The following is a 19,248-nucleotide window of genomic DNA, read 5'->3' on the forward strand; positions in this document are numbered from 1 at the left end:
AGTCGTCCGCAGTGCCTTAAAGCCCTCGCGTTGCCAGCGCCTCGTCAAGCTCCCGGTAGGCCTCCACCAGCTTATCCAGCGTCGCCCGGTTGAGCCCGCTGGGATTTGGCAACACCCATACTTCCGTCGCGCCTATGGTCACCTGCTGTTTACCCCATTTTACGCCGCGTACCTGAAACGCTTTCTCGAAGGCCTGTTTACCGAGAATCGCCAGCGCATACGGCTGATACTCTTCCATTTTTCTGACCAGCTCCCGGCCACCGTCACGGAGCTCCAGCAGCTCGACCTCGCTGGCCTGCACCGTTGGGCGCTCGACGAGCATGGTGATCCCGCAGCGAGTATCCAGCAGCTGAAGTTCCTCCTCGGGCTTCAGCAGACGGTCGGTAAACCCGGCCTGGTGAATCACCTTCCAGAAGCGATTTCCCGGATGGGCGAAATGAAAACCGGTATGGGCGGAAGACTTCCCCGGATTGATACCGCAAAAGACGACCCTCAGGTTCGGCGCCAGAATATCGTTAATCATATTTTCCCCAGCTCAATACCTAAAAGGTCATTATAAAGGATTGAAAATGCGTTGTTTATAAAAACAGCAGGCGTGCGTTTTAGGCTGGATTGCGGGGAACAGTTACTTTATAATCCTTCGCCACGGCCCCTTAGCTCAGTGGTTAGAGCAGGCGACTCATAATCGCTTGGTCGCTGGTTCAAGTCCAGCAGGGGCCACCAGATACAGCAAGGGCTGACGAGAAATCGTCAGCCCTTTTTTGCATTATGCAGCCCCATCCGGCGCCGCCGCTTAAAATGAGGTCAGGTTACACCAGCGCCTGCAGCTGTTCGCGCATATAGACGGTGAAGAATTCCGGGTTTTTAATGACGATCCGCTTACCGGAGGCAATTTTGTCCGCCCATCCGGCGACTTTTTCCGTGAACCCGGCATCCCATCCCTCCTTTTCACCCCGGGCCGTGACGTCGGCAGGGTTCGCCGGTACGCCTAATTCATGCAAATACTTCAAAATTCCCTTCGCGGTACTTTCATCCATAGTATTCGGCACCGACAACGAGGTGTTCATACCACCAATAAAATCCAGGGCTTTATCGATTGCTGTTGGCATGCTCTTATCCTTAAAATTAACCACGTAATGAACATGCTTACACTATGGACCCATCTTTGCCGGGATATCAAAGAGATCGTTGCCTTTCTTTGATTCAGACCGCAGCTAAACGCTTGCGTGCTGCTTTTCTACTCGACTATTCCGCACCAGTCACCAGGAAACTACTCCATACGTCCGCGCTTAAACTGACCGGCATCGATATCGTAGTGCTTCATTTTTCGCCACAGCGTGGTACGGCCAATATTCAGCAGCTGCGCCATCTCCTGTACCCGACCGCTGGTCACCCGGGCGGCGTGGATAATCGCCTCTTTCTCAATGGCGCTAAAGGTCAGGCTGGCGGGCAGCAGCGATGACCCCGCGTCGGCGCCCGGCCGCTCGGCAAACAGATATTCCGGCAAATTACTCAGACGGATATGGCCGTTATCGCTGCTAATGGCGATATTCTCGATAACGCTATTCAGCTCAAAATCATTGCCCGGCCAGGAGTAGGCCACCAGCTGCGCCAGCGCATCGTCATCCATCTTCAGCCGCGAGGAAAAGCGTTTTTCCAGGCTCTTAAGGCGATTGTGCACCAGCGAGGGGATACTGTTGCGCCGCGCCCGCAGCGGGGGAATAACGATTTCAAAAGAGTGCAGCGCGTAGTAAAGCTGGCGGCTAAAGCGGTTTTGCTCCACCAGATTGGCAAGATCGACGGTAGTGGTGGCGATCACTTTGACGTCCACCGGGATCAAGCGACGGGCGTCCAGACGGGTTAATACCCCCTGCTTGATCACCTGCAGCAGCGCGGACTGCAGCTCCGGCGCCAGATATTCAATTTTTTCCAGAAACAGCGTCCCGCCGTTGGCCAGCTCAAGACGGCTAAGGCGACCGTTTTCATCGTCCGTCGGCGCGCTGCCCATAAAATCCTGGCCCAGGACGCTGTCGGCATACAGCTGGCAGTTGACCGCGATATACGGCCCGCCGCCCCGCTCGCTCTCATTGTGAATCGCCTGGCTGAGCAGCTCTTTACCCACCCCTTCTTCACCGCACAGCAGCACCGGGAAAGCGCCGCGCGCCGCCTGGCGGCCAAAGTGAATCAGCCGCCGGGTTTCCGGGTCGTCCGCCGACATCTGCTCAAAGGTATGGCTCACTTTGCCAAGCTGGCTGGTCATCAGCTGGCGCATCTGCTCGACCGGATGCAGCAGCAGAATAAAGCTGTTGCCCTGCTCTTCGACGATCGGCTTGAGCGTAATCACGGCGTCGACAAACTGATGCTGGCTCTCAAAGGTCACTTCGACATGGTTCAGCCCGCGCGCGTGCTTAATGGCCCGGCGCAGCAGGGCCGGGAGCGTCACCAGTTCATTGATGTTTTTCCCCTGGCTGGCCTGGGCATCAAGATGCAGCAGCCTCGCGGCCTGCACGTTAAGAAACTGCAAAACTCCCTGCTCATTCCACGCCATCACCCCGTCATCCATACTCTCCAGCAGACCGTACATCTGATTAAGATGGCGATTCGACTCTGACAACAGGCTGTCGGTCAGCAGCGAGTTACCGACTTCCCGCGCGATAGCCAGGGTCAGGGAGAGATCCGGCGAAGCCTGCTCTTCGATCAGGCAGCACAGGGAAATGGAACCGAACAGGCGCCCGTGGTTATCAAACACCGGCGTGGAGCTAAACGACCATCCGTGCAGCGCATGTTTAAAATGCTGCTCGCCCGTCGTTTTGACCGGCTGCCCGAGCATTGAGGCCAGCGAGAGCGCGCAGCTGCCGATAATGCTTTCCGCGCAGTAGCTGCCGTCACGAAATCCCAGCGCCGCCAGCTGGTCGAGGGTCTGCGGATCGCCGCAGCGGCTGAGAATACAGGCGGACTCATCAAGGATAAACAGCGCGCAGGGGCGGTTATCCATAAACTCCCAGGCATCTTCCAGCGCCGCCTGACCAATCGTCAACAGCGCGGTCTTGCGCCGGCAAATCGATTCAAAGGTCAGCCCCTGCGCCTGATGCGGCGTCTGCCAGGTTTCCCGCTGCATAAACTTGCTGCAGCGATGCCATGACTGGGTTATCACCAAAGGAAAGCTCTGAGTCTGCGCAGTCATATCCATTTCCGCTGTTTCATAAACGACAACCCCTCCGGCGGCTACCGCAAGAGGGGGGAAAAAAACGCCCCATCGTTTAAATGAGGCGGGGCTGGACCACGATAAATTAGCGCGCCAGCCACTGCTGTCCGAGCAGGTCAGCGGTCAGAATCGCCGCATGCGCGCTCTGCGCGCTGACCGGGAAGGGCATATTATGAATGGTTTCACCTTCCGCGCAGGTCGCTTTAGCGACTGCCTGAATTTTCTCATCGATGCCCTCTTTAACGCCCATTTGCGCCAGCGTGACCGGCAGGCCGACGGTATGGCAGAAGTTCAGCACCGTTTCGATCTCTTCCATCGGGCTATTTTGCAGCACCAGCTGCGCCAGGGTACCAAAGGCCACTTTCTCGCCATGGTACAGATGGTGACACTCTTCGAGGATGGTGAAACCGTTGTGAATGGCGTGCGCGGCGGCCAGACCGCTACTTTCAAAGCCGATACCGCTGAGGTAGGTATTCGCTTCAACGATGCGTTCCAGCGCATCGGTCACCACCCCGGCCTGGGCGGCGAGGCGGGCTTTTTCGCCTTCCGCCAGCAGCGTATCATAGCACAGGTGCGCCAGGCTCAGCGCCGCCGCCGTCGACTGGCCGCCCGCCATGCTGGTGGCTCTGGCGTCGTAGCAGGCCTTGGCTTCAAACCAGGTTGACAGCGCATCCCCCATCCCGGCCACCAGCAGGCGCACCGGCGCTTTGGCGATAATCGCCGTATCCATCACCACCATATCCGGGTTTTTCGGGTAGATCAGATACTCTTCAAACTCACCGGCTTCGGTGTAGATAACCGACAGCGCGCTGGTTGGCGCATCGGTGGAGGCGATCGTCGGGATCACCACCACCGGCAGCTTCTGGTAGTAGCCGATGGCTTTCGCCGTATCGAGCGTCTTACCGCCGCCGATACCCACCACGCCGCGGCAGCCGTGCTGCTTCAGAATGGCGATCAGGCGATTGATCTCAACGTGGCTGCACTCGCCGTTGAAACGCTCCGCATGGCAGCTAATGTTGTGGCTGTGCAAACCTTCCAGCACTTTCTCTCCCGCCAGCTTCATTACGAAGTCATCGGCAATCACGAAAAAGCTGTCCGCCAGGTTTTTGGCGTATTGCCCAAACAGCGTGGATGCATCTGGTCCCTGGAGATATTTGGCTGGAGATTGAATAACTTTTAGCATTCCGTTCACCCTCAAATAAGTGCATGTTTTGACATGATGGGCCCCGGTATTTCCTCGTCCGGCCATGTATTCAAGGCGGGAACGAAAGCGCTACCTGAGCGATGCCATCACTGTAGGGCGAGCCGCGGGCAAAAAAATCTTTCCGGTTTTTGTCTCAATATGAAACAGCACATAAATTTTATTGTTCCATATTGGAACATGAATTCACATGAAACGGTGGGATTGCGATCTCGATCCGCCCCTTCGACGCAAAAGAAGGCCACTAACCGGACGATCGTCGGCCTTTTTCAGCGTCATGGGCGGCAAGAACGGGCAAATTTATTTCTTTACGCAGACCTTGCAGCCAGGTGAAGCGAGATGAAATAGTCGCTTTAGCTCGCATTTTTTCATTTCCTCGCGCAAAAGCGTTTCATTTCGGAACAAAAATGAATAATTACGTTTCGTAATGAAACTCCTTTTATCACAATTTTTTTTCCCGGTAACTCAGCCAGAATCATTACATCGCCCGATATCGCACCTCGTCAGGCGGTACCCCTACACGATGACCGCCTCCATCAGCAGAGAGGCCGCATCGAAACTCCGACGGAGAATAAACAATGAAAAAACTGATTAACCGTGTCGAAGATGTCCTGAGTGAACAACTGGCGGGTCTGGCAAAAGCGCACCCTGAACTGAGGCTGCACCAGGACCCGGTCTACGTGACCCGCGCCGATGCGCCGGTGGCCGGAAAAGTGGCGCTGCTCTCCGGCGGCGGCAGCGGTCACGAGCCGATGCACTGCGGATATATTGGCCAGGGCATGCTTTCCGGGGCATGTCCGGGGGAAATTTTCACCTCCCCGACGCCGGATAAAATGTTTGAGTGCGCCATGAACATCGACGGCGGCGAAGGCGTGCTGCTGATTATCAAAAACTACACCGGCGATATTCTTAACTTCGAAACCGCCACCGAGCTGCTGCACGAAAGCGGCGTTAAGGTCACCACCGTGGTGGTCGATGACGACGTGGCGGTGAAAGATAGCCTCTACACCGCCGGACGGCGCGGAGTGGCCAATACCGTCCTGATTGAAAAACTGGTAGGCGCGGCTGCCGAACGCGGCGACTCGCTGGAATCCTGCGCCGAACTGGGGCGCAAGCTCAACAACCTCGGCCACTCTATCGGTATCGCGCTCGGCGCCTGCACCGTGCCGGCCGCCGGGCAGCCCTCATTCGAACTGCAGGACGATGAGATGGAGTTCGGCGTCGGCATTCACGGCGAACCGGGCATCGACCGCCGCCGCTTCACCTCCCTCGATCGCACCGTTGACGAAATGTTCGATACCCTGCTGGAAAACGGCGCCTATAGCCGCACGCTGCGCCACTGGGACAACGTGAAAGGCGCGTGGCAGGAGGTAGCGCAGACCAAGCAGGCGCTGCAAAAAGGCGATCGGGTTATCGCGCTGGTCAACAACCTCGGCGCCACGCCGCTGTCCGAACTCTACGGCGTCTATAACCGTCTGACGCAGCGCTGCGAGGAAACCGGCATCGTTATCGAGCGCAATCTTATCGGCAGCTACTGTACCTCTCTGGATATGGTGGGTTTTTCCATCACCCTGTTAAAAGTCGATGACGAGACGCTGGCATTATGGGACGCCCCGGTTCACACCCCGGCGCTGAACTGGGGAAAATAAGGAACACGACATGTCATTAAGCAGAACGCAAATCGTAGACTGGCTCTATCGCTGCGGCGATATCTTCACGAAAGAGAGCGATTTTTTGACCGGTCTGGACCGGGAAATCGGCGATGCCGACCACGGCCTGAATATGCATCGTGGTTTCAGCAAGGTAGTGGAAAAACTGCCGTCAATTGCCGATAAAGACATTGGTTTCATTCTTAAAAATACCGGTATGACGCTGCTCTCCAACGTCGGCGGGGCCAGCGGCCCGCTGTTCGGCACCTTCTTTATTCGCGCCGCCCAGGTGACCCAGGCCCATCAGAGCCTGACGCTGGAAGAGCTTTATCAGACCTTCCGCGAAGGCGCGGAAGGGGTGGTGAATCGCGGCAAAGCCGAGCCCGGGGATAAAACCATGTGCGACGTCTGGCTGCCGGTGGTGGAATCGCTGCGCCAGTCCAGCGAACAGCACCTGTCGATACCAGGCGCCCTTGATGCTGCCTGCGAACAGGCGCAAGCCGCCGTCAACGCCACCATCGCCATGCAGGCCCGTAAAGGGCGGGCTAGCTATCTGGGCGAACGCAGCATCGGGCATCAGGATCCTGGCGCAACCTCGGTGATGTTTATGGTTCAGATGCTGGCCGCAGCAGCTAAAGAGTAAGGAAAACGCGATGGTAAACCTGGTTATTGTTTCTCATAGCGCCCGTCTGGGCGAAGGTGTCGGAGAACTGGCCCGGCAGATGTTAATGAACGATGGCTGTAAGCTGGCGATCGCCGCCGGCATTGACGATCCCGCCAGCCCGATCGGCACAGATCCGATTAAGGTGATGGAGGCCATTGAATCCGTCGCCGACGCCGATCATGTACTGGTAATGATGGATATTGGCAGCGCCCTGCTGAGCGCCGAAACCGCGCTGGATCTGCTCGATCCGGCGATTGCGGCGAAGGTCCGCCTGTGCGCGGCGCCGCTGGTTGAAGGGACGCTGGCGGCGACGGTGAGCGCCGCCGCCGGGGCCGACATCGACAAGGTGATTGAGGACGCCATGAATGCGCTGGAGGCAAAGCGCGTACAGCTCGGGTTACCATCGCAACCGCAACCCCCTTCGCTTACCGCCGAGCTGGCCGATGACCGCGACGCGCGCTCGGTTTCCGTAGTGATTCAAAATCCTAACGGCCTGCACGTTCGCCCGGCGTCAAAGCTGGTCGCCGCGCTGGCGGGATTCAACGCCGACCTGGTGCTGGAGAAAGAGGGAAAGTGCGTCACGCCGGATAGCCTCAACCAAATCGCCCTGCTTCAGGTGCGCCGTAACGATACCTTAAGGCTGCTGGCCCGCGGCCCGGACGCCGACGCCGCGCTGGCGGCATTCCAGGCGCTGGCGGCGGAGAACTTTGGCGAGCAAACGGAGGCGACCCCCGCTTTGCAGCCCACCCATGCCGCCCGCATTCAGGGCCAGGTCGTGCTCTACCCTCGGCCTCAGAACAGCGTTACGCGGGAAAAGAGCGCCGCCATCGGTCAGCAGCAGCTGCGCCTGAAACGGGCTATTGATCGGACGCTGGACGATCTTAGCGCGCTGACGGCCCTGGCGGAGGAGAAGTATTCCGCCGACATCGCGGCGATCTTCTCCGGGCATCATACTCTGCTTGATGATCCTGATTTATATACGGCAGCGTGCGATATCGTGCGCGACGAGCAGTGCAGCGCGGAGTGGGCGTGGCATCAGGTGCTGAGCGATTTAAGCCAACAATATCGCCATCTCGACGATGCCTACCTTCAGGCACGCTATATTGATATTGAAGATATTTTGCACCGCACGCTGCGTCACCTTAACGAGAGCAGCGAAGCACTGCCGCAGTTTAGCACGCCTTCGATCCTCGTAGCCGACGATATCTTTCCTTCTACCGTCGTGCAGCTCGACGGCCGTCAGGTGAAGGGAATCTGTCTGCAGGAGAGCAGCGAGCACGCTCACGGCGCGATTATCGCCCGCCAGGCGGGCATTGCGATGCTTTGCCAGCAGCGCGATGTGCTGACGACGCTGCAAAACGGCGAGACCGTCACCCTTGATATTCCCGGCAAACGCGTGATTCGCGGCTAACCTGCCCCATCTTTCCACCCCGGAGGCTGTCCCCTCCGGGAACTCGCTTAACTTTCAGGATCCGTTATGTCTCAATTCTTTTTTAATCAACGCGCCAACCTCGTCAACGACGTGATTGAAGGAACCATTATCGCCAGCCCGTGGAATAACCTGGCGCGGCTGGAGAGCGATCCCGCCATTCGCGTGGTGGTGCGTCGCGATCTCGACAAAAACAACGTGGCGGTGATCTCCGGTGGCGGTTCCGGTCACGAGCCGGCCCACGCGGGCTTTGTCGGCAAAGGCATGCTGACCGCCGCCGTCTGCGGCGATCTGTTTGCCTCGCCGAGCGTCGATGCGGTGCTGACCGCCATCCAGGCGGTAACCGGCGACGCGGGCTGTCTGCTGATCGTCAAGAACTATACCGGCGATCGCCTGAACTTCGGCCTCGCGGCGGAGAAGGCGCGCCGCATGGGCTATAACGTTGAAATGCTGATCGTTGGCGATGATATTTCGCTGCCGGACAACAAACATCCGCGCGGCATCGCCGGGACGATTCTGGTGCATAAAGTGGCAGGCTACTTCGCCGAACGCGGACACAATCTGGCGACCGTGCTGCGCGAAGCGCAGTATGCCGCCGGACATACCTTCAGCCTCGGGCTGGCCCTTGCCAGCTGTCATCTGCCGCAGGATGCGGAAACGGCCCCGCGCCATCACGCGGACCAGGCCGAGCTGGGCATGGGGATCCACGGCGAACCGGGCGCATCGGTCATCGCGACCCAGAACAGCGCGGAAATCGTTACGCTGATGGCGGAGAAGCTCAGCGCCGCCCTGCCGGAAACCGGTCGTCTGGCGGTGATGATCAATAATCTCGGCGGCGTATCGATTGCCGAAATGGCGATTTTGACCCGCGAGCTGGCGCATACGCCGCTGCAACAGCGTATCGACTGGCTGATTGGCCCGGCTTCGCTGGTGACCGCGCTGGATATGAAAGGCTTCTCCCTCACCGCCATCGTGCTGGAAGAGAGTATTGAGAAGGCGCTGCTTTCCGCGGTAGAAACCGCCGGCTGGCAGACGCCGGTGCAGCCGCGCGAAATCAGCGTGATGCCGTCGTCGCTGCGCAGCACCCGGGTAGAGTTTGAGCCCTCGGAGAATAGCGTGGTTGCGGACTACGTCGAGCGGGTGACCGGCACGCTGTCCGATCTTGAAGCAGATCTCAACGCGCTGGATGCCAAAGTCGGCGACGGCGATACCGGCTCCACCTTCGCCGCCGGCGCGCGCGACATCGCCGACTTGCTACAGCGTCGCCAGCTGCCGTTGGCTAACCTCGCTACGCTATTGGCGCTGATTGGCGAGCGTCTGACGGTGGTGATGGGCGGCTCCAGCGGCGTGCTGATGTCAATTTTCTTTACCGCCGCCGGGCAGAAGCTGGAACAGGGGGCAAGCGTCGCCGAAGCGCTAAACGCCGGGCTGGCGCAGATGAAGTTTTACGGCGGCGCCGATGAAGGCGATCGGACCATGATTGATGCCCTGCAGCCGGCACTGGCGGCGCTGGCGGCCGAGCCGGAAAATCTGCAGGCCGCTTTCGCGGCGGCACAGGCGGGCGCGGATCGTACGCTTCACGCCAGCAAAGCCAACGCCGGGCGCGCGTCGTATCTCAACAGCGATAGCCTGCGCGGCAATATGGACCCCGGCGCCCATGCGGTGGCGATGGTGTTTAAAGCGCTGGCGCAGAAATAATTCCCCTGCTCGCGCTGCGCTTAGCAGGGCTACGGGTTCACCGCCGTCTTTGGACCTGGTAACCGAACAGATGCGCAGCATCGCCTGCGGGAAATGATGCCTCTGCGCACTCTGCTCCCGGGGGCGGCGCTTGACGCGCCTTGCCCGGGCTACGGGCGCACCGCCGTCTGTGGAGCGGTAGCCCGGACAGATGCGCAGCATCGCCTGCGGGAAAATCACCGCGCAGTTCTCTTTCGTAGCCCGGGTAAGGCGTCAGCCGCAACCCGGGTTTTCTCCGCGCTTACTTGCTGTGCCAGTAGGCCTGCGAACGCACCAGCTGCGGGTCAATCTCTTCGCCTTCAAAGCGCGCCAGCAGCGACTTCACCGCCGCGCCTTCCCCGGTCAGCCAGATAAAATAATCGTCCGCCGGAATCACCACCTGCGCCAGACGTTCGGCCACGGCGGCTGGGTTATGCCCTACCACCCACTCGATATTAAAGCCATCAAGATCGGCCAGGTAATCTTGATAAGACGCATCGCCAATAGTCACAATCGCCGTCACCTGCGGCGGCGTCGGAAGCTGCTGCAACCCGAGCAAACGGCGGCGCAGCGCGGGCATTCCGGACTCATCGGTCACGTACAGCTGCCAGGCGTAATCTTCCGGCACCACCAGCGAACCGCGCGGGCCGCCGATCACCAGCTTATCGCCCGCTTGCGCCGTCAGCGCCCAGCGGCTGGCAATGCCGCCGTCGTGAATAAAAAAGTCGTACGCCAGCTCATGACGCCCGGCGTCGTACAGCGGCGTATAGTCGCGAGTCGCCGGACGCACGCCTTCGCCCCAGTTAATGCCTTCATCCGTCACCACCGGCGGCGTGAATGCGGCGCCCGCTTCGGGGAAAAAGAGCTTGGTGTGGTCGTCAAAACCCTGAGAAACAAAACCGTCCAGCGCCTCTCCGCCCAGCACAATACGCTGGAAAGCGTGACCGATACGCTCGACGCGCTGCACGGTCAACTCGCGAAAACGCAGCTCGTTACGCACGCGCTGCGGGTATTTGGGGTTATTTGCCTTTGTCATTTTTCATCGCCTTCGTGAACTGAATAGATATATCTAAAAATCTTGCAAATGATAATGATTGCCATTAAAAAAGAATGCAAGTCTTTTTTGATATAGCCAAAGCAAAACGGCACAAAAGTCAAAAATGAAAAATAAACCATTTAAAATCATTAAGTTAAAAAATAAACAAAATCCTTCATTGCTACTTTGTATTTTTTAGATATAAATTAGATATATCAAAAACAGAGGGGCAAAACATGAGACATCATCACGAAGAAGGGCGTGGGCCACGCGGACGCCACGATGAGCATGGCGAACACGGCGAGCATGGCCGCAGGGGCGGCGGACGTCGGCAGCGCTTCTTTGGCCACGGCGAGCTGCGCCTGGTGATTCTGGATATCCTCACCCGTAACGCCAGCCACGGCTACGAGCTTATCAAAGAGATCGAAACCATGACCCAGGGCAACTACAGCCCGAGCCCCGGCGTCATCTACCCGACGCTCGACTTGCTCCAGGATCAGGGCTTAATCAGCGTGGCTGACGAAAACGGTCGTAAAAAAATCGCCATTACCGCCGACGGCAGCCAGCTGCACACGGAAAACCAGCAACAGCTGGAGCAGATTCAGGCCAAACTGCACGCGCGTATGGTGGGTTGTGAACTGCGTAAAAATCCGCAGATGAAGCGCGCGCTGGAGAATTTTAAGGCGGTACTGGATTTAAAAGTTAACCAGCAGGCCATTACTGAAGCTCAGCTAAAGCAGATCGTCGGCGTGATTGACCGCGCGGCAATGGAGATTTCCCAGCTCGACTAACCCTCTGCCCCATCGCTGGGCAGCCTGCACCGCCGCGACGCGCGCGGCGGAAGCCCTTATTCACGGGGTTTTACGCCTTCAGGAGTAAAACATGCCAATAATAGCGCCGTAAGATTAAATTTTGCTCAATCGCAATTTCACGTTGCGTTTATCCCGATTTTCCTGGCCCGCGCCGAAGTGGCGTAATCCCTGCAATACTTAATTCAGTATCATGTGATACGCCCCGCCCAGGAGCATATTTTGAACAGGTTACCTTCCAGCGCATCGGCTCTGGCCTGCAGCGCACACGCATTGAATCTCATTGAGAAGCGAACGCTCGATCATGAGGAGATGAAATCACTTAACCAGGAGGTCAGAGAATACTTTAAAGAGCATGTGAACCCAGGATTTTTAGCGTATCGAAAATCGGTCACTGCTGGCGGGGATTACGGAGCCGTAGAGTGGCAAGCGGGAGGGTTAAATACGCTTGTCGACACTCAGGGACAGGAGTTTATCGACTGCCTGGGTGGGTTTGGGATTTTTAATGTAGGGCACCGTAATCCAGTTGTCGTTTCCGCCGTCGAAAATCAACTCGCTAAACAACCTCTTCATAGTCAGGAACTGCTGGACCCGCTGCGGGCCATGCTGGCAAAAACCCTCGCGGCCTTAACGCCCGGCAAACTGAAATACAGCTTCTTTAGCAATAGCGGCACCGAATCGGTCGAAGCGGCGTTAAAGCTGGCGAAAGCTTACCAGTCTCCGCGCGGCAAATTTACCTTCGTCGCCACCAGCGGCGCGTTTCACGGTAAGTCGTTGGGCGCGCTTTCCGCCACCGCGAAATCCACTTTCCGTAAGCCTTTTATGCCGCTGCTGCCGGGATTCCGGCACGTACCGTTCGGCGATATTAACGCCATGCGCACGTTGCTGAGCGAGTGCAAAAAGACCGGCGATGACGTCGCGGCGGTGATCCTTGAGCCCATCCAGGGCGAAGGCGGGGTGATTCTGCCGCCGCCGGGCTATCTGCCCGCGGTGCGCAAGCTGTGCGACGAGTTTGGCGCGCTGCTGATCCTCGATGAAGTACAAACCGGCATGGGGCGCACCGGCAAGATGTTTGCCTGCGAGCATGAAAACGTCCAGCCGGATATTCTGTGCCTTGCCAAAGCGCTGGGCGGCGGGGTGATGCCGATTGGCGCCACGATCGCCACCGAAGAGGTGTTCTCGGTGCTGTTCGACAACCCGTTCCTGCATACCACCACGTTCGGCGGCAATCCGCTGGCCTGCGCGGCGGCGCTGGCGACCATCAACGTGCTGCTGACGCAAAACCTGCCCGCGCAGGCGGAGCAGAAAGGCGACATGCTGCTGGATGGCTTCCGTCAGTTGGCCCGCGAATATCCGGATCTGGTGAATGAAGTTCGCGGCAAAGGCATGCTGATGGCGATTGAGTTTGTCGATAACGAAATCGGCTATGACTTTGCCAGCGAGATGTTCCGCCAGCGGGTACTGGTGGCCGGAACGCTGAACAACGCCAGGACGATCCGCGTTGAGCCGCCGCTGACGCTGACGCTGGAGCAGTGTGAACAGGTGCTAAAAGCGGCCCGCCTGGCCCTGGCGGCGCTACGGGTTTCGGTAGAAGAGGCGTAGTGGCTTGCCCCTATGTCCGCAATATATGTCCCCTCACGCTATCCCATAGCAAAGGTTAGCGTGAGGGGACAGTCTTACACCTCCGGCAGCAGGCCGATAAAGCTGCGCTTCTGCCGCGGCTTCGACATCAGCGCCTCCAGCTTCTCTACGCAGGCCAGATAGTGCGGGGTTTTCTTGTGCGCCAGCACCGCCTCATCGTCGATATAGGCTTCATAGATAAAAAAGCGCGTCTTCACCTCCGGGTCCTGCAGCACGTCAAAGCGCAGATTGCCCGGCTCCTGCAGCGCCCCTTCGTGGTTGGCACGGAACACCTCAAGAAACTCGTCGACCCGTTCCGGTTTGATATTGATTTCCACCAGCGTTACGTTCATTGCAGCTCTCCCTGTTTTTCCTCCTGCCAGAACTGATACGCCTCGCGGGCGCTCAGGTTCTCATGCACCACTTTTTTCACCGCCTTCAGCATCGCGCGCGGCGCGCTGGACTGGAAGATATTCCGCCCCATATCCACGCCGGATGCGCCCTGGTCGATCGCCCGCCAGCACATCTCCAGCGCCTCCTGCTCCGGCAGCTTTTTGCCCCCGGCGATGACGATCGGCACCGGGCAGCTGGCGGTGACTTTCTCAAAGCCTTCCTCAACAAAATAGGTTTTCACGAACTGCGCCCCCATTTCGGCGGCAATGCGGCTGGCCAGCGAGAAGTAGCGGGCGTCGCGGGTCATCTCTTTGCCCACGCCGGTTACCGCCAGCACCGGCATACCGTAGCGGTTGCCGGCGTCCACCAGCTTGATGATGTTGTTGATCGACTGATGCTCGTGCTCGCTGCCGATATAGACCTGCGCCGCCACCGCGCAGACGTTCAGGCGCAACGCGTCCTCCATCGCCACCGCCACGCACTCGTTGGAAAGTTCGCTGAGGATCGAGTTGCCGCCGGAAGCACGCAGCACCACCGGTTTGTTGGTCGCCGCCGGCACCTGACTGCGCAGCACGCCGCGGGTACACATCAGCACGTCGGTCTCTTCGAACAGCGGCGCGATAGAGAGATCGATCCGCTCCAGCCCGGTGGTCGGCCCCTGAAAATAGCCGTGGTCGAACGCCAGCATCACCGTACGGTTGCTCTGCGGATTGAAGATACGCGCCAGCCGCGACTGCATCCCCCACTCCAGCGACCCGCAGCCCTTCAGCGTATAGAGGGTGTTCTGCTGCGGACGGTCTAAGCCGAAGTTTTTTCCCTCTTTGATATCGTCTAAATCAGCCATCTCATCCTCCATCAGAAATCGTAGTTATTGATATTCTCTTTGGTGAACACCACCCGCTCCGGCAGCAGCACGATGCCGTTGCCTTTCGCTTCATACTGGTAGCCCTGCACGCTGTTCGGCTCGACTTTCAGGGCGCCGAGATCTTTCACATCGACGCTGTCGCCAACGTTAAGATCGCCCTTTTTCAGCAGACGATCGGCGACGTTAACCGCGATCTTGCCCTGCTGCACCACGTCCCACAGGCCGAAGGCTTTTACCGTGCCGCGATCTACGTAGGGGCGCATCACGTTCGGCGTGCTAAAACCAACGATCGCCACGCCCTGGCGCTTGAGGTTTTCCGCCGCCTGGGCGGCCGCCGGGAGCGCGTTGGCGTCAGGAGCGATAATAGCGTCGAGATCCGGGTACGCTTTTAAGATCCCCTCGGCGGTTTGCAGCGATTTAGTGGCGTCGTTATAGCCAAACTGGGTGGTCACCACTTCCCACTGCGGATGTTCTTTTTCAATTTTGGCCTTCGCCTCTTTCACCCACTGGTTCTGGTCGGTCACCGTCGGGCTGGAGTAGAAAAACGCCACTTTGGCGGTGGGTTTCGTCACCTGTTTTTCCGCCATCTCCACCAGCAGGCCGCCGAGCTGCTGCGGCGTCCCCTGGTTGATATAGATGCTGCGGCACTCCGGTTTGGTATCGGAGTCCCAGGTCAGGACCTTGACCCCGCGCTGCATCGCCCGCTTCAGCGCCGGGCACAGGCCGTCCGGCGATACGGCGGAGACGATAATCGCGTTGTAGCCCTGGTTGACAAAGTTGTTGATCAGCTGTACCTGGCCGGAGACGCTCGGTTCAGTCGGGCCGTCGTAGGTGACGTCCACGCCGAGCGCTTTGCCCGCCTCTTTCGCGCCGTTGCCGCCGCTGGTAAAGAAACCGACACCGACCAGTTTTGGAATAAAGGCGATGCGGTCCGCCGCCTGGGCCGATGCCATACCCAGCGCCATCGCCAGCACCATCAGTTTTGTTTTCATTTTATGCTCCGATTGTTTTACGCGAGAAAAGACGCCGCCAGCTCATCCGCACCCATTCACGGTGCAGGCTCAGCGAACGCCCCATCACCACCACAACCAACAGCGCCCCTGACAGCGCGCTCGACACCTGGTTGGGGATGCCGACCATTTGCAAACCTTGTTGTAAATAGCCCACCAGCAGCGCGGCCAGCGCCGTGCCGACGATCGAGCCGGAACCGCCGTAGATATTGGCCCCGCCGAGCACCGCGGCGGTCAGCGCCGGCATCAGCAGGTCGCGGCCTAAGTCCGAGCGCGCCGAGCCGAAATAGGAGACCATCACCAGCGCCGCCACCGCCGACGCCACGCCCACCAGGCCATACAGCGCGTAGGGCATCCCGTTAACGGAAAGCGCGGCGTAGCGCGCGGCGCGCGGGTTCTGCCCGAGCAGAAAAAGGTGGCGGCCAAAGCGCCCGCGGTGGGCCAGCAGCCAGAAGAAAAAGGTGATAACGGCGAACAGCACCAGCGGGATCGGCAGGCCGAACAGGGTCAGGTTGGCGAAGGCGGTAAAGCTGTCCGGGAATCCGCCGATGCCTTCGTAGCCGGTGGCCCCGGCCATGCCCGAAAGCAGCAGCGCGCCGCCGCCGTAGAGGTACAGGGTGCCGAGGGTTATCACCAGCGGGCTAATGCCGGTGTAGTGAATCAGCGCCGCGTTCAGCAGCCCGCACAGCAGGCCGAGCAGCAGCGTCAGGGGGATCGCGAGGCTCATCGGCCAGCCCGCCTGCATCATCACCCCCAGCGCGATAGCGCACAGGCCGATGGTCGAACCGAGCGAAATATCAATCCCGCCGCTGATGATCACCAGCGTCAGCGGCAGCGCCACGATGCCAATGCAGATAAAGTCGCTGGTGCTGAACAGCAGCATATTGAGATCCAGCATGCGCGGATTGAGGGCGCCAAACAGCAGGATCTCCAGCACCAGCAACGCCAGCAGCGCGCTTTCCCAGCTGAGCTTCATTTACGCCACCTCTTTGTTTTTGCGTTCGGGAAACGGGGCCACGCGCTTGCCCCCTTTGTTGCCGGGCTGAAAGCGGCTGTACTTCAGCGCCCGCTGATGGCGGGCCAGCGCCTGGCGCAGCCGCCCGTCGAGCACCAGCACGCCGAGCAGCACCAGGCCGGCGATAAAGTCGTTCCACCACGCCGGGAGGCGGAACAGCACCAGCACGGTGTCGATTTGGGTGAGAAAGAAAGCACCGAGAAAAGCGCCGAGCAGCGTGCCGGTACCGCCCAGCAGCGAGATCCCGCCGAGCACGCAGGCGGCGATGGCCTTCATCTCCAGGCCGCTGCCGGTCTGATTGGGCACAAAGCCGATCTGCGCGGCGAACACAATGCCGGCGCAGGCGGCCAGCATGCCGTTAAGGGTGAATGCCAGCATCCGCGTGCGGTTCACCGCCACCCCAAGCTGGCGGGCAGCGGCGAGGTTATCGCCGACGGCGTAAAAATCGCGGCCAAAGGCGGTGCGCGACAGTATCCCGCCGCCCGCCAGCAGCAGCGCCAGCACCAGCCAGCCCAGCGGCGAAATGCCGATGAACGCCGGTTCCGACAGCGCTTTCAGGCTGTTCGGCAAGCCTTCAATCCACTTACCGCCGGTCCACAGCAGCATCACTCCGCGATAAAGCCCGAGAGTGCCGAGGGTGGCGACAATCGCCGGGATACGCAGCCCCACCACCAGCAGGCCGTTAAAGGCGCCGGCCAGCGCGCCGATCGCCAGCGCGAAGGCGATGGCGGTCATCAGGCCATAGCCGCTATTGAGCGCCACGCCCACCGCGATAGCGCTCAGGCCGACGGTGGAACCCACCGAAACGTCGATATTGCGGGTCAGCATCACCAGGGTCGCCCCCAGCGCCAGCAGGCAAAGGATTTGCGAGCTGGCGAAAATCATGCCCAGGGTTTGTAAGCTGAAATAGGCCGGGTTGAGCGCCACCAGCCCGGCAAACAGCACCACGATAGCGAGAAAGGCGCTCAGTTCGCGATTTTTCAGTAACGTTTTCATGCCTGCCCTCCGAAGGCCAGGGTCATCATCCGGTCAACGCTGACCGCCTGCTGCGCCAGCTCGCCGCTCTGCCTGCCCTGATGCATCACCAGTACCCGGTCGGCCAGGCCGACGAACTCGTCGAGATCGCTGGAGATCATCAGCACCGCCACGTTCTGCGCGGCGACGCTTTTCAGCAGCTGATAGATATCGGCGCGGGCGGAAACGTCCACGCCGCGCGTGGGCTCATCAACGATCAGCAGCAGCGGGTTAGCCTCCAGGCAACGCGCCAACAGCACCTTCTGCTGATTGCCGCCGGAGAGCGTACGCACCGGGCGATCGCCATCGGCCATTTTGATCCCCAGCGCCCGGTGATAGCGCTCCACCACCGCCGCTTCGCGCCGGTTCTGCTGCCACAGCGACGGCTGGTTAAACATCACCGTGTTCCAGCGCACCGGCGCATCGAGAAACAATCCGGAAACCTGCCTGTCCTCCGGCAAATAGACCAGCCCGCTGGCGAGCCTGGCGCGCGTGCTATCGCGGCTGATATCGCGGTTCTCCAGCCACACCCGCCCGGCGCGAGCCGGGCGCAGACCGTAGAGCGTTTCGGCGAATTCGGTACGCCCGGATCCCACCAGCCCGGCGAGGCCGACGATCTCCCCGGCACGGATCTCGAGGTTGAGATCGATAAAACCTTCCCCGGTCAGATCTTCTACCCGCAGCACCGGGAAATCCTGCGCCTGGGTACGGCGATTGCCCGGCAGCGCCAGCCACAGCTTTTGCGTGTCGCTCAGGGCTCGATCGCGACTGACGGGCGTCATCGCGCCGATCAGCTGATTGTCGCCGTACTGCGCGGTTTCCCCGCTCAGCACCACCGCGCCGTCGCGCATCACCGAAACGTGGCTGGCGACCTGGCGGATCTCCGGCAGTTTGTGCGAGATAAACACGATCCCGACGCCGAGGGCCTGTAAAGAGCGGATCTGGCGAAACAGGCGTTCGGTTTCCCCCGGCGTCAGCGAGGCGGTGGGCTCATCGAGGATCAGGATCTGCGCGTCGCGCATCAGCCCGCGCAGGATCTCCACCATTTGCTGATCGGCCACTTCCAGAGTGCTGGCCGCCGCCTCAAGGTTGAGCTGGCAGTTAAGCTGCTGAAGCTTTTCCCGCAGGCGGGTCTCGTTATCCGCCCGCTTCGGCAGACGAAAAAGAATATTTTCCCGCACCGTCAGATTGGGGAATAACATCGGTTCCTGCGGCACCAGATACACGCCCTGCTGATGGGCCTGGGCGGGAGTGAGGCGCGCAAACGCGCGTTCGCCGAAGACAAGCTCACCGCTGTCGGGCGTTTCCACGCCGGCGATAATCTTCATCAGCGTCGATTTCCCGGCGCCGTTGCCGCCCATCAGCGCGTGTACCTGGCCGGAAAGCAGCGTGAAATCAATCTGCTTCAGCACGGTGACGCCGGAGAACTGTTTGCAGATTTGGCGAGCTTCAAGCAGTGGCTTCATCATCGCGCCTCATTTTGAACAAAAGATTTTTTAAATTAATAATGTTCAAAAGCGTAGACGGTGAACTATATTTACAACCGTGCAGCGATCACAGTTTTATGCTTTCGATCGTTTGAATAAAACCAGCGAACAACGAAAGATCGGTTTTGCCAGTCG

17 protein-coding genes and 1 tRNA gene are annotated in these 19,248 nt (G+C 59.5%); 7 read left to right on the forward strand and 11 right to left on the reverse strand.

What is annotated here, in order from left to right; translation table 11 throughout:
- Positions 1-16: 16 nt before the first annotated feature.
- Positions 17-523 carry a G/U mismatch-specific DNA glycosylase gene (gene mug, locus BWI76_RS24565; RefSeq protein WP_024358695.1) on the reverse strand — a complete coding sequence of 169 codons (507 nt, stop codon included), beginning with the start codon at positions 521-523 and terminating at the stop codon, positions 17-19.
- 124 nt (positions 524-647) lie between these two features.
- On the opposite strand from mug, the gene BWI76_RS24570 reads away from it, so the two are divergent.
- Positions 648-723: transfer RNA gene (locus BWI76_RS24570), tRNA-Ile, on the forward strand.
- Positions 724-809: 86 nt separating this feature from the next.
- Here the strand turns inward: BWI76_RS24570 and BWI76_RS24575 are convergent.
- From BWI76_RS24575 to BWI76_RS24585, 3 genes are all read right to left on the reverse strand, one after another.
- Complete coding sequence (locus BWI76_RS24575; RefSeq protein WP_071830695.1) at positions 810-1,133, reverse strand: DUF1889 family protein; 324 nt, start codon at positions 1,131-1,133, stop codon at positions 810-812.
- 137 nt (positions 1,134-1,270) lie between these two features.
- Positions 1,271-3,184: a dihydroxyacetone kinase operon transcriptional regulator DhaR gene (gene dhaR, locus BWI76_RS24580; RefSeq protein ID WP_049086672.1), complete on the reverse strand. Its 1,914-nt coding sequence runs from the start codon at positions 3,182-3,184 to the stop codon at positions 1,271-1,273.
- A gap of 106 nt (positions 3,185-3,290) precedes the next feature.
- Complete coding sequence (locus BWI76_RS24585; protein ID WP_004135967.1) at positions 3,291-4,388, reverse strand: glycerol dehydrogenase; 1,098 nt, start codon at positions 4,386-4,388, stop codon at positions 3,291-3,293.
- A 596-nt stretch (positions 4,389-4,984) separates the two neighbouring features.
- On the opposite strand from BWI76_RS24585, the gene dhaK reads away from it, so the two are divergent.
- From dhaK to BWI76_RS24610, 4 genes are all read left to right on the forward strand, one after another.
- Entirely contained in the window at positions 4,985-6,055 is a 1,071-nt protein-coding gene (dhaK, locus tag BWI76_RS24595) for a dihydroxyacetone kinase subunit DhaK (RefSeq protein WP_024358698.1), read from the forward strand.
- Positions 6,056-6,065: 10 nt separating this feature from the next.
- Entirely contained in the window at positions 6,066-6,698 is a 633-nt protein-coding gene (gene dhaL, locus BWI76_RS24600) for a dihydroxyacetone kinase subunit DhaL (RefSeq protein WP_049086668.1), read from the forward strand.
- 10 nt (positions 6,699-6,708) lie between these two features.
- Positions 6,709-8,130 carry a dihydroxyacetone kinase phosphoryl donor subunit DhaM gene (gene dhaM / locus BWI76_RS24605; RefSeq protein WP_049086669.1) on the forward strand — a complete coding sequence of 474 codons (1,422 nt, stop codon included), beginning with the start codon at positions 6,709-6,711 and terminating at the stop codon, positions 8,128-8,130.
- Between the two features lie 66 nt (positions 8,131-8,196).
- Positions 8,197-9,846, forward strand: coding sequence for a glycerone kinase (locus BWI76_RS24610; RefSeq protein WP_049086671.1), 1,650 nt, complete (start codon positions 8,197-8,199; stop codon positions 9,844-9,846).
- 280 nt (positions 9,847-10,126) lie between these two features.
- On the opposite strand, the gene BWI76_RS24615 is transcribed toward BWI76_RS24610, so the two are convergent.
- Positions 10,127-10,900, reverse strand: coding sequence for a siderophore-interacting protein (locus tag BWI76_RS24615; protein WP_004135955.1), 774 nt, complete (start codon positions 10,898-10,900; stop codon positions 10,127-10,129).
- A gap of 236 nt (positions 10,901-11,136) precedes the next feature.
- Here BWI76_RS24615 and BWI76_RS24620 point away from each other — a divergent pair, with 236 nt between their 5' ends.
- Both BWI76_RS24620 and ygjG read left to right on the forward strand, forming a co-directional pair.
- On the forward strand, positions 11,137-11,691 hold the full coding sequence (locus BWI76_RS24620) for a PadR family transcriptional regulator (RefSeq protein ID WP_064371648.1): 555 nt from the start codon (positions 11,137-11,139) through the stop codon (positions 11,689-11,691).
- Positions 11,692-11,931: 240 nt separating this feature from the next.
- Entirely contained in the window at positions 11,932-13,311 is a 1,380-nt protein-coding gene (gene ygjG, locus BWI76_RS24630; protein ID WP_049089047.1) for a putrescine aminotransferase, read from the forward strand.
- A gap of 74 nt (positions 13,312-13,385) precedes the next feature.
- On the opposite strand, the gene lsrG is transcribed toward ygjG, so the two are convergent.
- Genes lsrG through lsrA form a run of 6 tightly spaced genes read right to left on the reverse strand, consistent with a single transcriptional unit; the run spans position 13,386 to position 19,092 of the window.
- Entirely contained in the window at positions 13,386-13,682 is a 297-nt protein-coding gene (gene lsrG / locus BWI76_RS24635; protein WP_004135945.1) for a (4S)-4-hydroxy-5-phosphonooxypentane-2,3-dione isomerase, read from the reverse strand.
- A complete protein-coding gene (gene lsrF, locus BWI76_RS24640; protein WP_004125444.1) occupies positions 13,679-14,566 on the reverse strand; it encodes a 3-hydroxy-5-phosphonooxypentane-2,4-dione thiolase in 888 nt (295 codons plus the stop codon). The genes lsrG and lsrF overlap by 4 nt, the downstream gene beginning before the upstream one ends.
- Positions 14,567-14,577: 11 nt before the next feature.
- Positions 14,578-15,579 carry an autoinducer 2 ABC transporter substrate-binding protein LsrB gene (lsrB, locus tag BWI76_RS24645; protein ID WP_049086177.1) on the reverse strand — a complete coding sequence of 334 codons (1,002 nt, stop codon included), beginning with the start codon at positions 15,577-15,579 and terminating at the stop codon, positions 14,578-14,580.
- Between the two features lies 1 nt (position 15,580).
- Positions 15,581-16,573: an autoinducer 2 ABC transporter permease LsrD gene (lsrD, locus tag BWI76_RS24650; RefSeq protein WP_004135940.1), complete on the reverse strand. Its 993-nt coding sequence runs from the start codon at positions 16,571-16,573 to the stop codon at positions 15,581-15,583.
- On the reverse strand, positions 16,574-17,608 hold the full coding sequence (gene lsrC / locus BWI76_RS24655) for an autoinducer 2 ABC transporter permease LsrC (protein WP_004135938.1): 1,035 nt from the start codon (positions 17,606-17,608) through the stop codon (positions 16,574-16,576).
- Complete coding sequence (gene lsrA, locus BWI76_RS24660) at positions 17,605-19,092, reverse strand: autoinducer 2 ABC transporter ATP-binding protein LsrA (protein ID WP_004135936.1); 1,488 nt, start codon at positions 19,090-19,092, stop codon at positions 17,605-17,607. Before lsrA ends, lsrC begins: the two co-directional genes overlap by 4 nt.
- Positions 19,093-19,248: the final 156 nt, after the last annotated feature.

Origin of the sequence: Klebsiella sp. M5al (assembly GCF_002090195.1) — a bacterium.
Classification (GTDB): Bacteria; Pseudomonadota; Gammaproteobacteria; order Enterobacterales; family Enterobacteriaceae; genus Klebsiella; species Klebsiella grimontii.